This is a genomic window from Novacetimonas maltaceti (assembly GCF_002906255.1).
In the GTDB taxonomy this organism is placed as follows: Bacteria; Pseudomonadota; Alphaproteobacteria; order Acetobacterales; family Acetobacteraceae; genus Novacetimonas; species Novacetimonas maltaceti.
Window position 1 is genome coordinate 1 of sequence record NZ_POTC01000003.1, and the last position, 18942, is coordinate 18942.

Annotated in this window: 28 protein-coding genes; 21 read left to right on the top strand and 7 right to left on the bottom strand. The window is 61.9% G+C overall.

From position 1 onward, the window contains the following. The 3 genes from KMAL_RS01880 to KMAL_RS17885 all read right to left on the bottom strand — a co-directional run. Window positions 1–262, bottom strand: a 262-nt coding sequence (locus KMAL_RS01880; protein WP_180999716.1) for a transposase, incomplete at its 3' end; no start/stop codon positions are given. A 25-nt stretch (window positions 263–287) separates the two neighbouring features. Further along, the gene (locus tag KMAL_RS16845) at window positions 288–794 is read right to left on the bottom strand and encodes a hypothetical protein (RefSeq protein ID WP_146044132.1); all 507 of its coding nucleotides are present in this window, start codon (window positions 792–794) and stop codon (window positions 288–290) included. 103 nt (window positions 795–897) lie between these two features. Continuing rightward, window positions 898–1101, bottom strand: a complete 204-nt coding sequence (locus tag KMAL_RS17885; protein ID WP_110094081.1) for a ribbon-helix-helix protein, CopG family — start codon at window positions 1099–1101, stop codon at window positions 898–900. Window positions 1102–1184: 83 nt separating this feature from the next. Between KMAL_RS17885 and KMAL_RS01890 the strand changes: the two genes are divergently transcribed. From KMAL_RS01890 to KMAL_RS01990, 21 genes are all read left to right on the top strand, one after another. Further along, complete coding sequence (locus KMAL_RS01890) at window positions 1185–1979, top strand: KilA-N domain-containing protein (RefSeq protein WP_167400082.1); 795 nt, start codon at window positions 1185–1187, stop codon at window positions 1977–1979. 59 nt (window positions 1980–2038) lie between these two features. After that, a complete protein-coding gene (locus KMAL_RS01895) occupies window positions 2039–2584 on the top strand; it encodes a phage tail terminator protein (protein WP_110094083.1) in 546 nt (181 codons plus the stop codon). 11 nt (window positions 2585–2595) lie between these two features. After that, window positions 2596–2889 carry a DUF2635 domain-containing protein gene (locus KMAL_RS01900; RefSeq protein WP_110094084.1) on the top strand — a complete coding sequence of 98 codons (294 nt, stop codon included), beginning with the start codon at window positions 2596–2598 and terminating at the stop codon, window positions 2887–2889. After that, window positions 2886–4385 carry a phage tail sheath subtilisin-like domain-containing protein gene (locus KMAL_RS01905; protein ID WP_110094085.1) on the top strand — a complete coding sequence of 500 codons (1500 nt, stop codon included), beginning with the start codon at window positions 2886–2888 and terminating at the stop codon, window positions 4383–4385. The genes KMAL_RS01900 and KMAL_RS01905 overlap by 4 nt, the downstream gene beginning before the upstream one ends. Window positions 4386–4388: 3 nt before the next feature. Beyond that, the gene (locus tag KMAL_RS01910; RefSeq protein ID WP_110094086.1) at window positions 4389–4781 is read left to right on the top strand and encodes a phage tail tube protein; all 393 of its coding nucleotides are present in this window, start codon (window positions 4389–4391) and stop codon (window positions 4779–4781) included. Then, window positions 4781–5356, top strand: coding sequence for a phage tail assembly protein (locus KMAL_RS01915; RefSeq protein WP_110094087.1), 576 nt, complete (start codon window positions 4781–4783; stop codon window positions 5354–5356). The genes KMAL_RS01910 and KMAL_RS01915 overlap by 1 nt, the downstream gene beginning before the upstream one ends. A 155-nt stretch (window positions 5357–5511) precedes the next feature. Continuing rightward, window positions 5512–7929 carry a phage tail tip lysozyme gene (locus KMAL_RS01920; RefSeq protein WP_110094088.1) on the top strand — a complete coding sequence of 806 codons (2418 nt, stop codon included), beginning with the start codon at window positions 5512–5514 and terminating at the stop codon, window positions 7927–7929. Further along, window positions 7926–8690, top strand: a complete 765-nt coding sequence (locus KMAL_RS01925; protein ID WP_110094089.1) for a DNA circularization N-terminal domain-containing protein — start codon at window positions 7926–7928, stop codon at window positions 8688–8690. Before KMAL_RS01920 ends, KMAL_RS01925 begins: the two co-directional genes overlap by 4 nt. After that, window positions 8687–9256, top strand: coding sequence for a hypothetical protein (locus KMAL_RS01930; RefSeq protein WP_110094090.1), 570 nt, complete (start codon window positions 8687–8689; stop codon window positions 9254–9256). Before KMAL_RS01925 ends, KMAL_RS01930 begins: the two co-directional genes overlap by 4 nt. Beyond that, on the top strand, window positions 9253–10392 hold the full coding sequence (locus KMAL_RS01935) for a phage baseplate assembly protein (protein WP_146044133.1): 1140 nt from the start codon (window positions 9253–9255) through the stop codon (window positions 10390–10392). The genes KMAL_RS01930 and KMAL_RS01935 overlap by 4 nt, the downstream gene beginning before the upstream one ends. Further along, window positions 10389–10907, top strand: a complete 519-nt coding sequence (locus tag KMAL_RS01940) for a phage baseplate assembly protein domain-containing protein (RefSeq protein WP_110094092.1) — start codon at window positions 10389–10391, stop codon at window positions 10905–10907. The genes KMAL_RS01935 and KMAL_RS01940 overlap by 4 nt, the downstream gene beginning before the upstream one ends. Window positions 10908–10914: 7 nt before the next feature. Then, complete coding sequence (locus KMAL_RS01945) at window positions 10915–11388, top strand: phage GP46 family protein (RefSeq protein WP_167400083.1); 474 nt, start codon at window positions 10915–10917, stop codon at window positions 11386–11388. Continuing rightward, window positions 11388–12506 carry a baseplate J/gp47 family protein gene (locus tag KMAL_RS01950; protein ID WP_110094094.1) on the top strand — a complete coding sequence of 373 codons (1119 nt, stop codon included), beginning with the start codon at window positions 11388–11390 and terminating at the stop codon, window positions 12504–12506. The genes KMAL_RS01945 and KMAL_RS01950 overlap by 1 nt, the downstream gene beginning before the upstream one ends. Further along, window positions 12503–13090: a YmfQ family protein gene (locus KMAL_RS01955; RefSeq protein WP_110094095.1), complete on the top strand. Its 588-nt coding sequence runs from the start codon at window positions 12503–12505 to the stop codon at window positions 13088–13090. Before KMAL_RS01950 ends, KMAL_RS01955 begins: the two co-directional genes overlap by 4 nt. 8 nt (window positions 13091–13098) lie before the next feature. Then, window positions 13099–13818: a hypothetical protein gene (locus KMAL_RS17105; RefSeq protein ID WP_180999717.1), complete on the top strand. Its 720-nt coding sequence runs from the start codon at window positions 13099–13101 to the stop codon at window positions 13816–13818. A 13-nt stretch (window positions 13819–13831) separates the two neighbouring features. Then, window positions 13832–14161: a hypothetical protein gene (locus KMAL_RS01965; protein WP_110094096.1), complete on the top strand. Its 330-nt coding sequence runs from the start codon at window positions 13832–13834 to the stop codon at window positions 14159–14161. Between the two features lie 4 nt (window positions 14162–14165). Beyond that, the gene (locus KMAL_RS01970) at window positions 14166–14591 is read left to right on the top strand and encodes a structural protein (RefSeq protein ID WP_110094097.1); all 426 of its coding nucleotides are present in this window, start codon (window positions 14166–14168) and stop codon (window positions 14589–14591) included. A 69-nt stretch (window positions 14592–14660) separates the two neighbouring features. Next, the gene (locus KMAL_RS01975) at window positions 14661–15110 is read left to right on the top strand and encodes a hypothetical protein (RefSeq protein ID WP_110094098.1); all 450 of its coding nucleotides are present in this window, start codon (window positions 14661–14663) and stop codon (window positions 15108–15110) included. Window positions 15111–15133: 23 nt separating this feature from the next. Next, window positions 15134–15472, top strand: coding sequence for a hypothetical protein (locus tag KMAL_RS01980; protein ID WP_110094099.1), 339 nt, complete (start codon window positions 15134–15136; stop codon window positions 15470–15472). A gap of 75 nt (window positions 15473–15547) precedes the next feature. Beyond that, window positions 15548–15868, top strand: coding sequence for a hypothetical protein (locus KMAL_RS01985; protein ID WP_110094100.1), 321 nt, complete (start codon window positions 15548–15550; stop codon window positions 15866–15868). Between the two features lie 160 nt (window positions 15869–16028). Then, on the top strand, window positions 16029–16637 hold the full coding sequence (locus tag KMAL_RS01990) for a hypothetical protein (protein ID WP_110094101.1): 609 nt from the start codon (window positions 16029–16031) through the stop codon (window positions 16635–16637). Between the two features lie 75 nt (window positions 16638–16712). Here KMAL_RS01990 and KMAL_RS16850 read toward each other — a convergent pair whose 3' ends face one another. The 4 genes from KMAL_RS16850 to KMAL_RS02005 form a co-directional block, all read right to left on the bottom strand. Continuing rightward, entirely contained in the window at window positions 16713–17486 is a 774-nt protein-coding gene (locus KMAL_RS16850; protein WP_146044134.1) for a hypothetical protein, read from the bottom strand. A gap of 191 nt (window positions 17487–17677) precedes the next feature. Then, complete coding sequence (locus KMAL_RS01995) at window positions 17678–18196, bottom strand: HD domain-containing protein (protein WP_110094102.1); 519 nt, start codon at window positions 18194–18196, stop codon at window positions 17678–17680. A 2-nt stretch (window positions 18197–18198) separates the two neighbouring features. Beyond that, complete coding sequence (locus KMAL_RS02000; RefSeq protein WP_110571069.1) at window positions 18199–18624, bottom strand: type II toxin-antitoxin system HicB family antitoxin; 426 nt, start codon at window positions 18622–18624, stop codon at window positions 18199–18201. Between the two features lie 2 nt (window positions 18625–18626). After that, window positions 18627–18839, bottom strand: coding sequence for a type II toxin-antitoxin system HicA family toxin (locus KMAL_RS02005; RefSeq protein ID WP_110094169.1), 213 nt, complete (start codon window positions 18837–18839; stop codon window positions 18627–18629). Window positions 18840–18942: the final 103 nt, after the last annotated feature.

Sequence of the window (18942 nt, forward strand, 5' to 3'; positions counted from 1 at the left end):
CGATGTCGCGATATGTCGCCCGCTCGATCCGGCGTGAGGAAAACAACCCGTTCGCATAGCTGAAGATCAGAAGGGCCAGCATCAGGCGCGGATGATACTGCGCCTTGCCTCCCGTGCGCACTGGCACGCAGAACGCACTCATCGGAACCCGCTCAACGGCGGCTACAATGAAATGCGCCATATCATCAGCAGGAAGCCACGACTTCAGATCAGGCGGCAGAAGATACGGCTGAGACCGGTCAAACGGGATGAAGCTGCTCATCTCACCACCTTACAACTTCACCTCTTCACAGGGTACCCCAACCCGACAGGCTGCTAGAGGGGTCAATCAGGGTGGATGATCCACCTTCCAGCGAATCTGACATATTGTTATTATGCGTGGAAATGGTGACGTGTGGCCCAATTCTGACCCCAAGCACGCCCTTGCCATCGCTTGTTGAAGATAAAGTTTCGACCGTGCCAATCCATTGGTTGGCTACACCATTCGGGAGAGCCGCACAGATCGCCTTCCCCCGCTGGGCACGGGTCGATCCTTTCGCGAAATCGTTTTCAGCAGCTTCAAAAGCCGTTCTTTTCTGCTCAACGATATCAATCAGCTTCGCTTCGACCGGTGGTAGCGAGATTGTTGGCGCTGCGGGCACGGGAGCAGGTGCAGGCGTCGACGCATCTGCTGACGAAGTTTCAGGCGCAGATCCGTTCTTCTTGTCAGGATCTCCGACCAGAAAGCCAATTATAAGTAATAGGGCAAAAATGCCTCCAAATGAAATAGCTACAAATTTGAGTAATTTTTTCATTATATGACCTGTTTATGCTTCTACCGCGCGAACCATGATAGAAGCATAATTTTACAAACAAGTCTGTAATGGATACCGATTCAGAGCAGCGGAATGCTATTGATTAGCTGTTTTTCGCAGCTTTCGCCGTCTCCAGACCTAACTGGATCAGACGACGAATCGCTTCGGAACGAGTCAAATCCTGACTGGACGCCCACCCTTCAATCGCTTTGACATCTGGTTCAGGCAAGCGTGCAGACACGAGCGGGTCTCGCCCTGTTGGCGGACGTCCTCTCTTTTTTTGGTGCACCTTAATTGACTGCGTCATATTATTGGTATACCGATAATGGCAGGCTGATGCAAGGCGGCAACCTTGGCACCAGCCCTAACCTCAAGCAAGGGACGGTCCCCATGCCAGCGGCTAAGCGCGCCCATACCACAACTCTTTCCATATTGAATACAACGATCCGACAGGACCCTTTCGGTCGCTACTGCCTGAATGATTGTTATAAAGCAGCCGGTTCCCCTTCCCATAAAGGCCCCAACGAATGGACGAAAAATGCTCAGACCGATGGGCTGATTGAAGAATTAAGGTCTGGGGGAAATTCCCCGGACCCTATCAAGATCATCAAAACCGGGCCAAACGAGAAACGTGGCACATATGTCGTCAAGGAACTCGTCTACGCCTACGCCATGTGGATCAGTCCAGCCTTCCACTTGCGGGTCATCCGCGCGTTCGATGCCATGATGCAGGGAACCGCCCTGCCCCCGCCTGTGGATGCGGTAGCAGCCCATAAACAGGCTGCCGCCATCTTCCGCTCACTGAACCATGTCGGCAAGCTGACCGGCATGAGTCGGGAGGACGCAGCCCGCGCCGCCAACGCCGCCGCAAAGCAGCATACGGGCATCGACCTGCTGGCGGAGTTGCAAGGCGGACTGCCCGTGCCGGTGCGTCCTGCAGGCCATGCTGTTCCCGTTATTCCCGAACCCGACCCGCACATTTGCCGAAGTCAGGAGGAGTTGGAACTCCTGAAAGAAATGCGCCGGTTGCCTGCCGATAAGCGGGAAAAAATGGAAATCATCCTCAAGGGTGCCTTGGGGGGTAATGTTTCGAAAGACAGGATGTGGCGTACGGCGGTCGAGGCCGGATGCGCGCAGGAACTGCACACGTTTCTGGACCTGCTGCCATCAAAGCCGGTGCATTGAAACCCTTATTCCCCGCCACCGGGCCACCGCCCGAAGAATCGGGGCATGGATAATCCGATTTGAACATCGATACGATCATCAGCCAGATACGGACCTATGCTCCGGTCTTTGGCGGTCGGGTGGCGGGGGCTGCTGAATATGCCCTCGCCCAGGATCAGGCGTGGATGGCGTGCCCCTGCGGGTACGTCGTGCCGCTGGATGACGAACCCGGCCCCAATCAGAAACTGACCGGGCTGCAGCAGGTGGTGACCGAGACGTTCATGGTCATGTGCCTGCTGGACAACAGCACCGACCGCAGGGGACAGGCCGCCGTGACGACCGCCGTCAGCGACCTGAAAACCAGCCTTTTTTCGGCAGTCCTTAACTGGCGTCCTCCCGATATCAACGCCGCGCAGGGTTTCCGCTATGCGCGCGGCGGCCTGGTCGGTGACCCGAACCGGGCGCGGCTGTGGTGGCAGTTCGATTTCTCCATCGACGTGACCATCACCGACGCCGAGGGTTTCCAGATCCCGACCACCCCGCTGGATGAAATCAAGGCCAGCATCACCGACCAGACGAGCGGCGATCCGTTCGCCACGTTCGTCGCGGCAAATCTCCAGAAATAATCCAGGAAAACATGCGCCTTTATCCTGCTGCGGGTCTCCAGATCCGCGACCCGATCACGCACGCCGTGATCCCGGCCAGTGGCGTCGAGGTCCCCGACCGCAACGGTATCCCCGCCTCGTTCTACTGGCAGCGCCGCCTGCGCGTCGGGGACGTGACCAGGACGCCTCCCGCCGCAACACCTGCGGCCCCCGCCAAGGCATCGGGCGCCTCCCCGGCCGCATCCAGCGCAACCGTTGCTGCAACGCCGTCCCCCATTCCTGCAACACCGGCTGCGGCCACGACCGCTGAACAGGCCCACGCATGAGCGGCTCGATCACGTTCAACAACTACCCGACCAGCCAGCGCACGCATGGCGTGTTTGCCGAGATCGATCCCCAGAATCAGGGTGGTAGCCAGAACCTGCGCACCCTGATCCTCGGACAGAAACTGTCCAGCGGGAATGCGGACGCGAACACCCCGTTCCTCGCGACCGGCATCTCTGATGCCCGTGTCAGCCTGGGGGCCGGGTCCGTCGCGGAACTGATGTATGCGCGGTATCTGGAGGCGGATTCGTTTGGCGAAGTCTGGATCGCGCCGCAGGCCGATGACCCGGCGGCAGTCGTCGCAACGGGTTCGCTGACCGTCTCCGGCACCCTGACCGCCAGCGGCACGATCCCGCTGTATATCGGGGGCACCTACGTCGCGGTCGGTGTGACGCTGGGCATGGCGCTGGCGGACATTGCCGCCGCGATCGTGGCCGCTGTCAACGCCACTCAGGATATCATGGTCACCGCTGCGGCGGGCGCGGCCAATACCGACGGCAGCGTGCCCGTGACGTTCACGGCCCTGAACAAGGGGCCGTGCGGGAACGAGATCGACCTGCGTGCCGCCTATCTGGGCAGTGCGGGCGGGGAAAACATCCCCGCAGGCCTGACGCTGGCGTTCACCGCCATGTCCGGCGGGACGCAGAACCCGGACACCGGCCTGTCTGCCACGCTCCTCAATCTGGGCGAGCAGACGTTCGATTTCATCATCATGCCCTATACCGATACGGCATCGCTGGACCTGCTGGATCAGTTCCTCGACGATACCACGGGACGCTGGGCATGGAGCCAGATGCTCTATGGCGGGTATTTCTGCGCCCTGCGCGGCACCGTCGGTGCCCTGGGCACTGCTGGCGCGGCCCGCAATGCGTATCAGGGCACGCCGATGGGGTTTGATGACTCGCCGGATCCCGCGTGGCTCTGGGCGGCGGGATATGCCGGGGCATGTGCCGTCAGCCTGCGTGCGGATCCGGGGCTGCCGCTGCAGGACCTCGTCCTCCCGGTGAAGGCCCCGCCGCTTGCCAGCCGGTTCGACATCTCGGAACGCAACACGCTGCTGTATGACGGGATCAGCACGTTCACCGTCAACGCGGCCGGGCAGGTTGTCATCGATCGGGCGATCACCTTCTACCAGAAGGACGCCGCCGGTGGTGCCGACACCACATGGCTGAACGTCGAAACGCCGTACAGTCTGGTGGCCCTGATCCGCGACATGCAGGCGTGGCTGCAGGCCATCTACGCCCGCAAGAAACTGGTCGCCGACGGGACCAACATCCCCGGCGGATCCAATCTGGTCACCAGCCAGACCGTCCTGGCATCTGCTGTCGCGCGCTACAAACAGTATTGCGACGACGGGAATGCCCAGAACTACGCCGCGTTCAAAGCGGCCGCCAGCGCCCAGAACCTGGGCAATGGCACCGTCGCGCTGCTGCTGCCCTTCAATCTGGTCGGGCAGCTGCGGGTGATCGCGATGAAAATCAATTTCATTCCCGGATAATCAATGGTCGATATCTACAGCGGAACACCCTCGCCGCAGAACGCGCGCGCGGGCGTTGCCAGTCTCGAAATCAACGGCGTGGCCGTCGATGTCGCGAGTGAACTGACCTACGACGCCACCACCGTGAAACGGGAATACCTCGTCGGGCAGAGTGGCCTGCAGGGGTGGACGGAAAATATCAAGGCCGGGTTCATCTCGGCCACACTGCGCGATTCCGCCACCATGTCGCAGGCCAACATCGTCAATATCGGCCCCGTCTCCGTCGTCGCGATCCTCGCCAGCGGCAAAATTGTCGCGGGCTCCTATCTGATCGCCACCGACGTCGGTGGCGTGAACACGGCCGAGGGCACGTTCGAGGTCAAATTCGAAGGGCCGGTCATGGAGAGCAGCAGCTGATGCAGCCCATTATCATTCCCCTTGATCCGCCGCTGCGTCATGCCGGGGGCGAGATCCCCGAACTGATCCTGACCGAGCCCGAGGCGCAGAAAATGTTTCTCGCCTGGCGCGCGATCGAGACGGGCGCAAACCCGGAATCATCCGTGATTTTCGCCCGCGATCTGGTTGCCAAATCCAGCGGGCTTCCGGAATCCGCAGTCAACGATCTGCCCATCTCGATCATGGTCACCGGCGCGGAACGGCTGTCGGATGCGATCGCGTCCGAGGTCGAGGGTTTCGAGCTGGACGAATCGGAAACGGAGTTCGTGTTTCCCGCGCCGGTCACGGTGGGAAATATCGAATATACCTCCCTTTCCCTGCGCGAACCCACGTCGGGTGAGGCCATCAAGGCGAACAGTCACCTGCGCAATTCGCAGGGACCTGCGTCGCAGCTGCGCTACCAGATGGCCCTGGTGAGCCTCGTGACCGGCGTGCCGTCCGCGAACGTGCACCGTTTCCCCGTGACGATCGTGATGAAGGCCGCGCGCGCGATCGAGGGTTTTTCCATGGCTGGCCGTCAAACTGGCGCCAGCTGACCTGGGATCTCGCAAAACATTACGGGTGTGACCCGGCGGCGTTCTGGGACATGACCGGGTCACAGTTGATCGAGGCCTGCCGCGAGGCAAACCGGCAGGCCAAAGAGGCTGCGCGCGCGCAGCAATAATCCCCCGGTTTTGCGGATTGAGGTGTCATGGCCGGTTACGCCGTTACGATTTCAGCGGTCGACAATCTGTCGAAAACGCTGAACCGCATCAACCAGAACGCGAACCGCACCCTTGCTCCGTTCCGCAAACTGGGCGGCGCGGTCACGCGACTGATGCGCACGACAGGCGTTTCGGGTGTTGCACGGGCACTGGGAAATGTGGGTCGCAGCGCACGGGACGCGTTCCAGCGCCTGTCAGCGATCATCGCCCCGCTTGGCGCCATTTCTGGGGCCGCGTCGCTGGGCGGCATGTACCGCATGGTCTCGGTCTGGTCCAACTGGGGCACCGAACTGGGCAACGTCTCGCGCAATATGGGCATTACCGCCCAGGCGTTGGGGAACCTGCAGGGCGCAGCCCAGATGGCGGGGTCATCAGGGGAAGCCCTGACCAACGGCCTCGGGGCGCTCGGGCAGAACCTGTATGACGCGGTCGGCGGCAGGAATGCCAGCGCCGTGGTCATGATGAACACGCTGGGCGTGGCATTCCGCAAAAACGCAACACAGGCCCGCAGCGTGACAGACGTGCTGCCGGAACTGGCGGACAAGATCGCCTCGCTCAAGGATCCGTATGCGCAGGCGCAGGCCGCATCGACCCTGTTCGGCGGGTCCGCTGCCGCCATGCTGCCATTCCTGCGACGTGGGGCTGCCGGTATCCGCGAATACCAGCAGGCCGCCGAACGCTACCTGCACATTACGCCCCAGACGGCGCAGGCGGCCAACACGTTCCGGGAGTCACAGACACGCCTGACGCTCGCCGTGGAGGGGCTAGGAAACCGAATCTCCGAACGGCTGGCCCCGATATTGGGGCCACTGCTGACGCAGTTTGCGGACTGGATTGCGACAAACCCGAAAGTCACGGCGGGCATCAATGCGCTCGGTGACGGGGTGCAGCGTTTCGCCAACTGGCTCAGGGGCATAGACTGGACCGCCATCGGACAGGGGTTCCAGCGTTGGGGCGACCGTATCGTTTGGGTGACCAACCTGCTTGGAGGGCCGGGAAAGGCGGTTCGTGACCTGCTGATCCTGATGGCTGGCGGATTTGCCCTGCGTCTGGCAGCCCCGTGGGTTGGGCTCGGTATTGCCGTAGGAAAATCTACAGTCAAACTGGCATTATGGGCCAGGGAGATGCGAACGGGTGCCGCAGTTGCCAAAGCGGCCGCAGCGCAGGGGGCCATGGCATCCGCGTCAGTCGCAGGAGGAGGCGGGATTGGCGCAATGGCGACACGCGCCGGAACCGCCCTGCGATCCCTGGGGCGCGTGGTGGTATCGGTGGGGGCAGGCATTATCCCTGCTCTGGTTTCACCTGCCGGACTGGCTGTCGCGGCTGTCGGGGGGATTGGCGTTGCCGCTTATGAGATCTGGCAGCACTGGAGCAGGATCAGGGGGCTGTTCTCGGGCCTGTGGAGTGCTGTCACAGACACGTTCAGATCTAATACAGGATATATCCGCACAGCGGCTGAACTTCTGTTTCCTGTTCCGATGGCGATCATTGGACACTGGGCGCAACTAAAAACGTTCTTCAGTTCCCTGTGGGATGGAATCAAGACTTCCTTTACTGGCGCATGGTCTTATGTTTCTCCCCTCCTCGATAAACTTCGCAGTGCGATTGATTACATCGGCAATAGCTGGGTAGGTCGGAAGATCGCAGGCATCGCCAGTGCAGGAGCCCAATCCCTCGATAATATGATGGGGTTTGGGAATACCGAGGGGTCCTCTCCCAGTGGTTCCTCTCCCGATGGTTCCTCTGCTCCTGGCCTGTCTGGCACCGAGACTACCCGTCGCACGACCGAGGCGATGCGCTATTTCGTCGGACAGGGCTGGACTGCCGCACAGGCTGCCGGGATCGTAGCCAACCTGCGCCGGGAAAGCGGGCTGAACGAACGCGCCGTCGGAGATGGAGGGCGCGCGACGGGGATCGCCCAGTGGCATCCGGGCAGGCTGGCAGCCATTGAGCGGCATTTCGGAACGGCCGTCGGCAACATGAGCTACGCCCAGCAGTTGCAGGCCGTCAATTACGAGCTGCGGCAGGGTGCAGAACGCGCAGCCGGACAGCACATCGCAATGCAGGATACGGGCCGGGAGGCCGGTGCCGCCGCGTCCCTGTATTACGAGCGTCCTGGCGACCGCGCGGGCGAGGCGTACCGCAGGGGTGCCCTCGCCCAGTCCATACAGGCGGATTTCATGCGTTCTCAGGGTGCTGCGGGCGCGCCGATGCAGGTCGCGTCAATCTCGACAGGACCGGCTGGCGCAGCCTCGTCGGGGTCAACAACAATGGCAGGCAGCCGGGCGCAGGATACGGTCCACCGTGTCGAGGTTTCCGCCGCGCCCGGAACACGCGCCAAGGTCACGGATCCGTCTGGCGCCACCCGTGTCGTGCGTAGCAACGTGACCAGGACAGTGCCGTGATTGTTGAAGAGCTGTTGTTGTCGTGGCTGGAGCAGCTCCAGCCAGCCTCGTGGCGTGGTGTCCCGTTTGCGGTGGAGCGTTCCGAAACCCGAATGGGTCGTCGCACGACCGTCCACGAATACCCCTACCGGAACGAGGTCTGGGTCGAGGATCTCGGCCGGGGTGTCCGGGGATATTCGTTCTACGGGTTCGTGGTGGGCGACGACTGCTACCAGCAGGAACAGGCATTGCTGGCGGCGGCCGAACAGCCGGGACCGGGCATCCTGTACCACCCGACCCTCGGTTCGCGAACCGTATGCCTGGTCGGCCCCATCACCACGGAACAGCGCGTGGACCGGGGCCGTGCCGTCGGGCTGCGCATGGAATTCATCGAGAGTTCCGACCCCATCTATCCGTCCGGGTCCACTGATACGCAGGCGGCTGTCGGCGTTGCCGCACTGGGCGCGATGTCGGCGATCACATCCGATTTCCTGTCCCGCGTCGGCCCGGCCCTGACAGAGGGCGTGGACGTCGTGACTGCCGGTGTCGCGGCCTCCCGCTCGATGGGGGGCGAGGTCGCGGCCCTCGGTTCCGATCCGGGCCTGGTCCTGTCTGCGGTAACAGGCCTGTCCGGCAATTACGGACGGTACGCCAACGGCAGCCGAACGACGCTCCTGTCTGGCGTGACCACGCCGGAACAGGCCATCGGCCGTGTCATTACGGCCCGCACCGGCATCACCAATGCAGGTGCCCTCACCACCCAGTTGGCTGGAAATCTGTGACCACGGCAACAGACAACGGATATTGCGCGTCGGTGCAGGCATTGACCGAATCCCTGCGCGCCGCGTGCGCGGACCCGGCGGATGCCATTCGCCTCCTTCTTTCGCTGGCAACCTGGACGCCAACGGCGCTGCCATCTACTGCGCCGGTTGGTGCCGCGATCGCGACACTGGTCGGCGCCATGGGGCAGACGCTCCGGCGGTGTGCGCTCGTGTCGCTGGCCAATGCCTGCGCCGAATATGAGCCGTCGTCGTATAATGATGCCCTGTCGATCCGGGCGCAGGTGGTGCAGGCGTTTGACGTCGAAATCCTCGCCGCTGCCGACGCATATCAGGATGCGACCTATCAGGCGCTCCGCTCCCTGCGCACTACCGTTGTTATCGATATCACGACGCGCGGGGCACAACTGGCGGCACTGATCACCGTCACGACGCCTGCCCCCGACAGTGCGCTCCCCCTCGCCTATCGCCTGTATGGCGATGCCACACGGGCGGACGATCTGATCAGCAGGGCCGACCCAGTCCATCCCGCGTTCATGCCCACCAGTTTCGAGGCGCTCCAGTCGTGACGACAACGGTTATGCACGTGACCGCGAACCGGCGGCATCACGATCCGAATCAGCTGCGCCTGGTCGTCGGCGGAAAATCGTACGCGGGGTGGCAGGAGCAGCGGGTCAGTTGCGGCGTGGAACGCATGCCCCGTGATTTCGAGGTCATGGCCACGGACAAATCCCCGTTTGACCCGTCCAGCATCACAGTCGAACCGGGACAGGAAATGCGGATCCTCCTGGGCGATGATCCCGTCATCACCGGATACGTTGACCGGGTTCGGTTGAGCGTATCCGGTGCGTCCCATCAGATGACCATTTCTGGTCGTGGACAGGGGCAGGATCTGGTGGACTGTTCGGCCATCCTGCCCACCATGGCCATCGGCGGTTCCGGGCTGCAGGCGGATGGCATCATCCGTCCGCTGGCCCAGGTGTTCGGCATCGATGTCACGGTGCAGGGCGACATATCCGCCAGCGGCGCGGTGCCGCAGTTCAACGTCAACCTGGGCGAGACGCCGTGGGACATCATTGATCGCATCACCCGCTGGGCACAGTTGCTTTGCTACGAGGGCGCAGACGGCAACCTGGTCCTTTCCCGCGTTGGCCAGCAGTCCATGTCGTCGGGCGTGCAGGAAGGGGTCAATCTGGAACAGGCCGACGCCACGTTTTCCATGGATGGCCGGTTTTCGGATTATTTCGCGTTCGTGCAGTCGGTTGACCAGTTCTCGCAGATCGGTGTGCAGGGCGATGTCGGGCATGTGACAGACACGACGGTGCCGCGTTACCGACCGCGCGCGATCATTTCCGAACAGACCCAGAATGGGCAACCGATCGCAATGCAGCGCCTGAACTGGGAAAAGGCGCGGCGCATCGGGCAGTCGCAGGCGATCGAGGTCACGGTGGACAGCTGGCGCGACAGCGCCGGAAAACTGTGGACTCCGAACTATCTGCTGCCCGTCAATATCCCCTCCCTCAAGATCATCAGCCAGACACTGGTGATTGGCGAGGTGGAATTTTCACGGGGTGAGGACGGGACGCACGCCCATATGATCCTGATGCCGCCAGCCGCCTACGAGCCGGAGCCCAGCGTACTGCAGGCCATCGACTGGCAGGTCGCGGCGGCCCTGCCGTCCGGCGGCGCGGGGAAACCGGCATGACGGTACACTCCTACGCCGACCGGATATTCAGGCGGCTGCAGGGGCTGCTCCAGATAGGACAGATTTCCACGCCGCCGGACGATACCGGCACCGTCCAGACCGGACAGGTCACCGTGAACGGCACGGCCGTGCGCGACGGCATGCCTATTGTCCAGGACTACGGGTTTTCGGCGGTCCTGCCGGTGGGCACCAAGGCCATTGTCCTCAACGTGGCCGGTGATGCCTCGAACGGGGTCGTCATCCGGTCGATCCATCAGCAATCGCGCCCGAAGGGGTTGAAAAACGGACAGGTCTGCCTGTTTGATGCAGCGGGCGATCAGATCCTCCTGACCAACGGCAGCGGCATCACTGTCACGTCCCAGTCCGGGCAGCCGATCACCCTGAACGGCAAAACGGTCATCAATGGCCCGCTGGAGGTATCGGACGACGCCACAATCGGCGGGATCAGTTTTCTCGACCATCTGCATGGCGGCGTTCAGTCCGGCAGCAGCACGACACAGAAACCCCAATCCTAGAGGTCGCATGGTTTCGGTCACCCAGACCACCAACAGCGGCGGCGATATCGAGATCGTATGGGACACGCCCAACGGGCGCGGCGACTGGGCCATGGAAAATGGCACCGTCGCACGGACCCCGTCGGGCATCGACACGCTCAAAAACATGGTCATGATCTGCCTGTTTACGGATCGTGTCGCCCCGCCTGACTATACCGGGACAGACCGGCGCGGCTGGTGGGCCGATACCTACCGCGCGCAGCCGATCGGATCCCTGCTGTGGACCCTCAACCGGTCCAAGATCGCCAACCGCGCACAACTGCTGCAGCGCATCCGCTCCATCGCGACCGATGCGCTGCAACCGCTCCAGACAGCCGGTTACGTCAAATCCATTTCCGTCCGGGTCGGCATGGCAACCAATGATACCGCCGCCATCGGCGTATCACTGACCCGCCCGGACGGTTCGACCAGCCAGTATTCCTGGCTGTGGCAGGTGCCCTGATGCCCTACGCACGCCCAACACTGACGCAGCTGATCGACCGTGCCCAGCAGGACGTTCAGGACGGCGGACTGCAGGGTGCTGATCCCCTGCTGGACCCGTCGGTCCTGCTGATCCTCAGCTATGCGATCGCTGCGATCTCGTACGAGCACTACGGATATCAGGACTATATCGCCCGCATGGCCACGCCCGCCGGTGCGACGGGCGAATATGCGACGCTGTGGGGCGCGCTGGTCAATATTTTCCGTAAGGATGCCACGGCCGCTGTCATTGCCGTGGCATTTACAGGTGTCGCGGGCACCGTGCTGGAGGCCGGAACTGTCCTGACGACGGACGGCAACCTGTCGTTTGCCACGGATGCTGACGCCACCGTGGATGACACGGGCGCCCTGACGGTGCAGGCGACGTCCCAGGGCACGGGGGCAGCCTACAATCTGGCGGCCGGGTCGGCGATTGGCATATCCAGCCCCCTGAACAGCATCAACGGTTCGGGCACCGTAACCGCAATCGTGACGTCCGGCACCGACCAGGAGACCGAGAGCGCGTTCAAGGCGCGGTATCTGGCCCGTTACGCCAGCACCGCGCAGGGTGGATCGGCAACGGATTACGAAAACTGGGCACTCGATGTCCCCGGCGTTACCCGCGCATGGTGCGGAACTCCTGGGCTCTGCGGCGATGGTACGGTGCCGGTTTACGTGATGATGGACGATGCCAATTCTGCCAACGGCGGGTTTCCGCGTGGCACCAACGGAACATCGTCCACGGACAAACGGTACACCCCGGCAACACAGGACCTGCTGACGGTCGCCAATGCCCTGCAATCGGAAAAACCGGTGACGGATATCGTTGTCGCCATGGCACCGCAGCCCTACCCGATCGATATCACATTGACGGGACTGGGCGGCATATCCACCGATATGAAGGCACAGATCGACACGGCTCTGGCTGACCTGTTCCTACGCATCGGCACGCCGCTGGGGATGACCGTGCAGGGGTCCCAGATCGCAGGTGCGCTCAATGCGATCCCGGATATCCCGGCGTTCAGCGTGATCGCCCCTGTCGGCAGTATTTCCGTGCCGGTCGGATCCCTGCCCACCGCTGCGGAGCCGACGTATCAATGAGCTACTCTGCTGCGGATTTTCTGGCGGCGTTCCAGCGCCACCTGCCGACGGGGCCGATATGGCCGCGAGAGGCCGGGTCCACCCAGGCAGCTGCATTGGGGTGCCTGATGCCTACGCTGGAGCGCCTCGCCCAGCGTGATGCGAATCTGCTGATTGATGCGTTCCCGGCCACGACGGTTGAACTGCTGCCGGAATGGCAGGCGTCCCTCGGCCTGCCGGATGCGTGTGCAGGCACGGACCCCACAATCGAACAGCAGCGTGCACAGGTCGTAGCGCGCCTGACAGATAGCGGCGGCGCATCGATCGACTATTTCGTCACGTTCGCTGCCAACCTCGGATACGCAATCACCATCACGGAATTCGCGCCTGCCCGCGCAGATTTCCTGTGCGCTGACGAACCCGTCTACGACCCGTTCTGGGCCTATATGTGGCGCGTCAACGCATCCGCCGTCACGGTCGAATATTTTTCGGCCGATATCTCGTTTGCCGACGAGCCCCTCGCCGAATGGGGAAATGCGGTTCTGGAGTGCGAAATCCAGTCCCGCAAACCGGCACGGACGACCGTTTTCTTTTCCTACGGATAACTGTACCAATGGTCTATCAGATCGACGACGCAACAGCCGTGGCATCCCTGCCCGCGCTGCCGACGGACAATATCGGCACACCCGGATTTTTTACAGGTGGCTCCACAAGCGGCGGCGCTCCCACCAGAGTCCGTTACTGGTGGCTCAATATGGTTCAGGAGGAACTGCGGAATCTGGTGATTGCCGCTGGCCTGACGCAAGACAAAACCAACAACGCCCAGGTGCTGGCGGCATTGAAAGTGCTGTTCGTGCAGTTGGGTGGGAAGTCGGCACTGGCGGACAACGCGGTTTTCCTCGGCAAACGCGCTGACGTGACGTCGGGCGCCGCGCGCGTGGGGCTGTTCGTGGACAACACGGATTTCGGCGCCATCGCCACGATCGGGGCAGGAAACCTCGGCCAGTCGGGCAGCACCGAGCAGTATTACCAGCTCGAATCGCAGGGCAGTAAAAGCCTCGAACTGACGTTCAACGCGCCCGTGGCAGGCGTCGTGCACGCTGAGGCGTCGGCAAATTATTCGTCGCAGAACACCAACCAGTCCCTGCTGTCGCTCTCGATCAACGGTGTGACTGTCAGTTCCGATCAGGTGACGGGAACTACCTGTATGTCGAACGGTGGATGTGCTGCCGTATCGCCGGGCCCGGTCACGATTTCCAGCTATTGCGGCACGTCGGCAACGTCCCCCCCGAATATCGGTCACACCCTGCGCTACGTGTTTGTCCCGACGTAAGGAAAAAATCCTGATGCCCACCTACGCTATCGAAAAAAATACGGATGGTGCTGTCGTATCCGTTGCGACCTGGTCGGCGGACGACGCCACGTTGCCAAGTGGCTACACGGCCTGCACTGCGGCCGAATACACCACGGCCAAATCCGCGCTGGTCAACAGCCTGCAGAGCCAGGCGCTGGGCGCGCTGGTGACGGTGCAGGCGCAGGCATTGCAGGCGCTGGCCGCCGGGGAGACGTCCGGCCCACTGACGCAGGCATATACGAAATCGCTGCAGGCGATTGCCAGCGGCACCGATACCACCAGCACCGCGCTGCCGACGGCACCTGCGGCCTACACGGACTGATGTCATGACCACAATGACCCCACGCGGCATCCGCAACAACAATCCCGGCAACCTCGATTACGTGGGGCAGGCGGGCGCGCATCTGGAAACCGGCGTGCCCTACCCGCGCTTTGCGGCATTCCCGACCATGGCGGACGGCATCTGTGCGCTGCGCGACCAGTTGATCCGCTACGGTGCGCGGGGGCTGGATACGGTCGCCAAAATCGTGTCGGTCTATGCTCCCGCCAGCGAAAACGCGACCGCCGCCTATATCGAATTTGTCTGTGCGGTGGTGGGCGTCCGTCCCGACACGATGCTGCACCTGCACGACCCGGCCACGATGGCGCGCCTGATCTACGCAATATCGGGAATGGAAAACGGGCCGGGGCATCTCTCCCTGTCGCAGATCGAGCAGGTGCTGCAGAACACCCCGACCACAGCCATTTCCTGAACCACCCGACAGACAGACCCCGCCTGCCCTGCCGCCTATCGAGGCGGTTTTTTATTGCCTGGAACACCGATGACCGAGAACCCGACGCCGGATGTGCACGATATCCTCGATGACCATGGGGAGCGTATCGGATCGCTTGAACGCTGGCGCGACAGTGCCGACGGGAAGATGGATGGCATCCGGCGAGAACTCAGCGCCGTGCGGGCCGAGGGGCAGGCGCAGTCCGCTGCAACGTCCGCCGCGATGGACCGGCAGTCGCGCGACATCCAGGACCTGACCCGCCAGCTTGCCGAACATACCGGCGCGCAGAAGGAGCGCAACCGGCTGGACCAGGCCAAGCTGACAAAGGCACGGATTGCCGAAAGCCGGTGGAAAAAGCGCGCAGCCATCTTTGGTCTGGTCTTTGCCGTGTTCGGCGCTCTGGGCGGCACGCTGCTGTCGAGCCAGACGTGGGACGACTTCTTCTTCGCCAACGTCCCGTTCCTGCACCATCACCACATTATCGGCACGCTGCAATAAGCGGCGTGCCCGCGAGGCCCGACATGGACCCTTCGACGCTGCTTTCCGAACTCCTACCCTTCATCCCCGCGCAGTATGTCGGCGCGGTGGTGGACTGGGGATCGTTCCTGATCGCGACGGCCGCCCTGATCATGCGCTACTGGCGGCCTCCTGCCCCCGGATCCAGGGCAGCCCTGATATGGACGGTGGTCTCCGCCATCGCCCAAGCGCGCAAATGGAACCTGCCTGCCTATCAGCCCGGCAAAAAGGCCGTGATGGTGCCAGCCACCGTGCCGCGCCAGGCGGTCGAGCAGCTGCTCGACGTGCCACCGGGTTCGACCCGTCCGGGCAAGCCCCCGGCGCGCGCATCCGCGCCCGGCTGACTGGCCGGTCCCGGATCAATCGTCACCACTCCCCAACCGCCCGAGAGGCGGTTTTTTTGTGCGGAGACGCCACGCATGCCCGATACGAACACCACCACCGCCATTCCCGCCCTCGAGGACCTGATCGAAACCGCGCTCGGCAAGCGCGACACGGCCGCCACGCAGGCCGATATCGCCCTGGCGGGCAACCTGCTGCAGACGCTGATCCCGGTTATCGTCGAGAAGGCCGCGCCGAACCTGGACCTGTCCGGCATCGATGCCGCCCTGACCAAGATCCTGACGGGCATCTCGGACCTGAAGGACGCGATCGCGACGAAACCTGTTGCAGCCGCGCCTGCGGCGAACGCCACGGTCGGCGTGCCGCGCCCGTCCGTGCCGGGACAGCCCGCGCACTGACCTGTCAACCGGAACCGGCCGATCTGTAAACCGGATCGCCGGGCCACACATGTCCTGACACCTGACAGATAGCCCACCCGTTTCCACGCAGAAATGGCCGTTTCCTGCGGTCTGCTGGGACGGGTGGGCTATTTGCGTTTCCAGACTGGAAAACCAGCCCATGAACAACCCTGTCAACCTTGTGACCGGCCGCCGTGGTTTCCTCGGCCTTGGTGCCGGTATCGCCGCCACTGTTGCACTGGGAGCCTGCACCGTCAGCAAGTCCGGCAACGTCACGACCGTCACCCTGAACGTGGCGGAGATCAAGGATTACGGTCAGGCAGGCCTGAACGCGGTCACCCTCGTCCTGTCCATCGCGGCCGTGGCCAGCGCCATCGGCACGCCTGCCTTGGGTGTGATCAGCCTGGCGGACACGGCGCTGTCGACCGCCCTGACCAGTTTTTCCACGGCGGCCGGATCCACGCTGACGATCACCTACGACGACACGAACTGGAAAAGTCGCGTCGACAGTATCCTGTCCGACCTGACCACGCTGCAGAGCAACCTGACCGCGGCAATTACCGGGGCGTCCACGAAAGTGTCCAACGCAGACCTGTCCAATGCCAACACCGCCCTGTCCGCGCTGGGCACGGTCGTGTCGGCGTTCAAGGGCGTGCTGGACAGTGTAGCCGCGCGGCGCAATGTCGGGGCACGGCTGTCCGGTTCTACCGCTGCGCCCTCCCGAGCACAGGTACAGCAGGCGCTCATTACACTGGGCGTGACAGCATGACGCCCTTCATGGAGGGCATCATCTCCGGTGCAGGCGGCGTTGTCGTCCTCATCGGGTTGCTGGTCACGATCCCGCTCAAGCTGCATGCGCTGTATGTGGGAGCGCAGATGCGAGATCGCGGGCAATAGACTCCACTGCAGCCAGCGCGGTTAGCGCAGTTGCCCGATCACAGACTTCGCTAAGACGCTGAGCGCGGCCCGGATGAATAAGGTTGCGAAAATATTTGGCTATCTCGGTTATTTTTTTTGTATTGTCTTTGATCAATTTGAGAGATGTCGCAACCGTTATATATCCGGAAAAATCCCATCTTTCCGGTGATCCTTTGGGCCTCTCCTCCAAGGTCGAAAGATCTGGCGACTTTTCTATAGCCCACAAAAGTAAAGCCTCAGAAGCGCTGCCAGCCAAAACGGTCGCCGCTTTCCATTCTCCGTTGTGCAACGCGTTTGTCGCTGCACTGATGTCCAGTCGAATACTGTTCCGCAAGTCGGCATCCTCAATGAATGCCAGCTCCGTTGTCATAGGCGATGGAATTTGATCCGGGCATTTTTCCAAGGCATCCCGAAGTATCTGAAGAACGTTTTTGTCTCGTATGTCTGATATTGTAACTTGAAGATTTCCTCTGCGCTGCCAAAAAGCAACTGAGTTTCTAATAGCCTCAACTCCACAAACGAGATCGCTATAATCCGTTCCACTAATCGTCAAAAATTCACTTGGAAGGTTATCAATCAAATGAACTATGGCAGTCAGTCCTGCCACCGATTGATGGCTCACATGGGGGGGCTGCGATTTAAAGATCGTCCTAGTTTGGTCAATTAGGTCAATAATCTGTGTCGGGACTACTCGAGCCATGAAACGCTCCTTTTGTTATGCTGCGAATGTGTAATCTTGCTTAATATAGATGTACAGACTGGCAACAATCTTTACAGACGCGCAGCCAATCAGAATTTGGTGGTGCCAGCACGTCCGCTTCTGAAAGCACTTCCCGCGTCAATCTATGTCCGACGTGAGGCGTTAGCTGATATTCCGAATTAAAATGAACTTTATCTTTGTCTGCCATGTAGCTTCACGAGGGTCGAAGCATGCTGGTGCAGTGTCTCGTCTCCCTTTTTCAGAACACCTAGAAGCTCCGCTTTCTCCTGCATGTAGATCCTTGCAAATCCCAGATCATATCGGGTGATGGATGCTGTATTGTCGATCAGGTCTGCCAGCTTGATGGTCTGACCTTCAGCCGAGGCCTGGGCCAGATGATCCCGATCCATCGCCTTGCGCACCCTACGGTTGCCGTCTTCCGGTCGGCTGACATCTGTCACCATTTCGACTAGGGCTGCCACGTCCTCACCAAATTCAGCCCTGATCTCCTCCAGCGTGACCGGTGTGTCTTCCACTACGTCATGCAGCAGCGCTGCTGCGATCACCTCATCGCGGGCACCTGTCTCCTTCACGGTCTGCGCAACACGGTGCGGATGCACGATGTACGGTTCGTCCGTGTATTTGCGTCGCTGGTTGATTTTTCCGTGGGCAACGGCAGCAAATGCTGCTGCGCGCGATGTCAGGTCCATGGTCACGCGACCTCCAGTACCTCGACTGTCGCCTGCCGTCCAAGCGCATGAAGGGCGGCCTCGACGCGTCCGATCTTGCTTTCATGCAGTAGATCGCGCAGGCGACGCACGGATGATTCCGCCACGCCCAGTCGACGCGCCAGTTCCACGTTGCTGACCTTGTTCTCCAGCATGGCCGTATGGAGGGCCAGCTTGGCCGCTTCCAGCATAGGCACATAGACCAGAAGGCGACCGTTGGCCGCTGGCGGCACGGGCACGGCCGCACCATCGTCCACATAGATGGACAGTGACGTAACCAGCAGGTCCTGCGCCTCGCGCAGCGCCTCCTCCCGGGTTGCGCCATCGGTCGCCCCTGGCAACCCCTCGAATGAAGCCGTGATGGTGCCGTCCGGATTGGTCTCCAGATCGACCGGGTAAGCGTAAAGCATCCTCATACCTCCAGATCGGTTTCGGTCAGCCCGAGATCCTTGAGGATCTTGCGGAACGTGCCGGTGGCCATGTCACCGCGATGGTTCGATACCACCGTCGGCTTGCCGTTCAGCCGCACCACGATGTGCGACCCCTTCCCCTTACGTTCGGTCATGTCCCAGCCATTCTTGTTGGCGAGGCGGCGGAGACGGGCGAGGAGGTCAGCGGCTTTCATGTCCACAATATCGCGCACATATGCGCGAATGTCAACATAAATCGGTCATAAATGAACGAAATAAGCCCCCGACTTGCGAACTTGCGCAAGTTTGGCTGTCGCC

Bases quoted from the DNA above. Each gene is read 5' to 3' on its own strand.
- KMAL_RS16845 (WP_146044132.1), bottom strand. From the start codon at position 794: ATGAAAAAATTACTCAAATTTGTAGCTATTTCATTTGGAGGCATTTTT.
- KMAL_RS17885 (WP_110094081.1), bottom strand. From the start codon at position 1,101: ATGACGCAGTCAATTAAGGTGCACCAAAAAAAGAGAGGACGTCCGCCA.
- KMAL_RS01890 (WP_167400082.1), top strand. From the start codon at position 1,185: ATGCCAGCGGCTAAGCGCGCCCATACCACAACTCTTTCCATATTGAAT.
- KMAL_RS01900 (WP_110094084.1), top strand. From the start codon at position 2,596: ATGCGCCTTTATCCTGCTGCGGGTCTCCAGATCCGCGACCCGATCACG.
- KMAL_RS01905 (WP_110094085.1), top strand. From the start codon at position 2,886: ATGAGCGGCTCGATCACGTTCAACAACTACCCGACCAGCCAGCGCACG.
- KMAL_RS01910 (WP_110094086.1), top strand. From the start codon at position 4,389: ATGGTCGATATCTACAGCGGAACACCCTCGCCGCAGAACGCGCGCGCG.
- KMAL_RS01915 (WP_110094087.1), top strand. From the start codon at position 4,781: ATGCAGCCCATTATCATTCCCCTTGATCCGCCGCTGCGTCATGCCGGG.
- KMAL_RS01920 (WP_110094088.1), top strand. From the start codon at position 5,512: ATGGCCGGTTACGCCGTTACGATTTCAGCGGTCGACAATCTGTCGAAA.
- KMAL_RS01940 (WP_110094092.1), top strand. From the start codon at position 10,389: ATGACGGTACACTCCTACGCCGACCGGATATTCAGGCGGCTGCAGGGG.
- KMAL_RS01945 (WP_167400083.1), top strand. From the start codon at position 10,915: ATGGTTTCGGTCACCCAGACCACCAACAGCGGCGGCGATATCGAGATC.
- KMAL_RS01950 (WP_110094094.1), top strand. From the start codon at position 11,388: ATGCCCTACGCACGCCCAACACTGACGCAGCTGATCGACCGTGCCCAG.
- KMAL_RS01955 (WP_110094095.1), top strand. From the start codon at position 12,503: ATGAGCTACTCTGCTGCGGATTTTCTGGCGGCGTTCCAGCGCCACCTG.
- KMAL_RS17105 (WP_180999717.1), top strand. From the start codon at position 13,099: ATGGTCTATCAGATCGACGACGCAACAGCCGTGGCATCCCTGCCCGCG.
- KMAL_RS01965 (WP_110094096.1), top strand. From the start codon at position 13,832: ATGCCCACCTACGCTATCGAAAAAAATACGGATGGTGCTGTCGTATCC.
- KMAL_RS01970 (WP_110094097.1), top strand. From the start codon at position 14,166: ATGACCACAATGACCCCACGCGGCATCCGCAACAACAATCCCGGCAAC.
- KMAL_RS01975 (WP_110094098.1), top strand. From the start codon at position 14,661: ATGACCGAGAACCCGACGCCGGATGTGCACGATATCCTCGATGACCAT.
- KMAL_RS01980 (WP_110094099.1), top strand. From the start codon at position 15,134: ATGGACCCTTCGACGCTGCTTTCCGAACTCCTACCCTTCATCCCCGCG.
- KMAL_RS01985 (WP_110094100.1), top strand. From the start codon at position 15,548: ATGCCCGATACGAACACCACCACCGCCATTCCCGCCCTCGAGGACCTG.
- KMAL_RS01990 (WP_110094101.1), top strand. From the start codon at position 16,029: ATGAACAACCCTGTCAACCTTGTGACCGGCCGCCGTGGTTTCCTCGGC.
- KMAL_RS16850 (WP_146044134.1), bottom strand. From the start codon at position 17,486: ATGGCTCGAGTAGTCCCGACACAGATTATTGACCTAATTGACCAAACT.
- KMAL_RS01995 (WP_110094102.1), bottom strand. From the start codon at position 18,196: ATGGACCTGACATCGCGCGCAGCAGCATTTGCTGCCGTTGCCCACGGA.
- KMAL_RS02000 (WP_110571069.1), bottom strand. From the start codon at position 18,624: ATGCTTTACGCTTACCCGGTCGATCTGGAGACCAATCCGGACGGCACC.
- KMAL_RS02005 (WP_110094169.1), bottom strand. From the start codon at position 18,839: ATGAAAGCCGCTGACCTCCTCGCCCGTCTCCGCCGCCTCGCCAACAAG.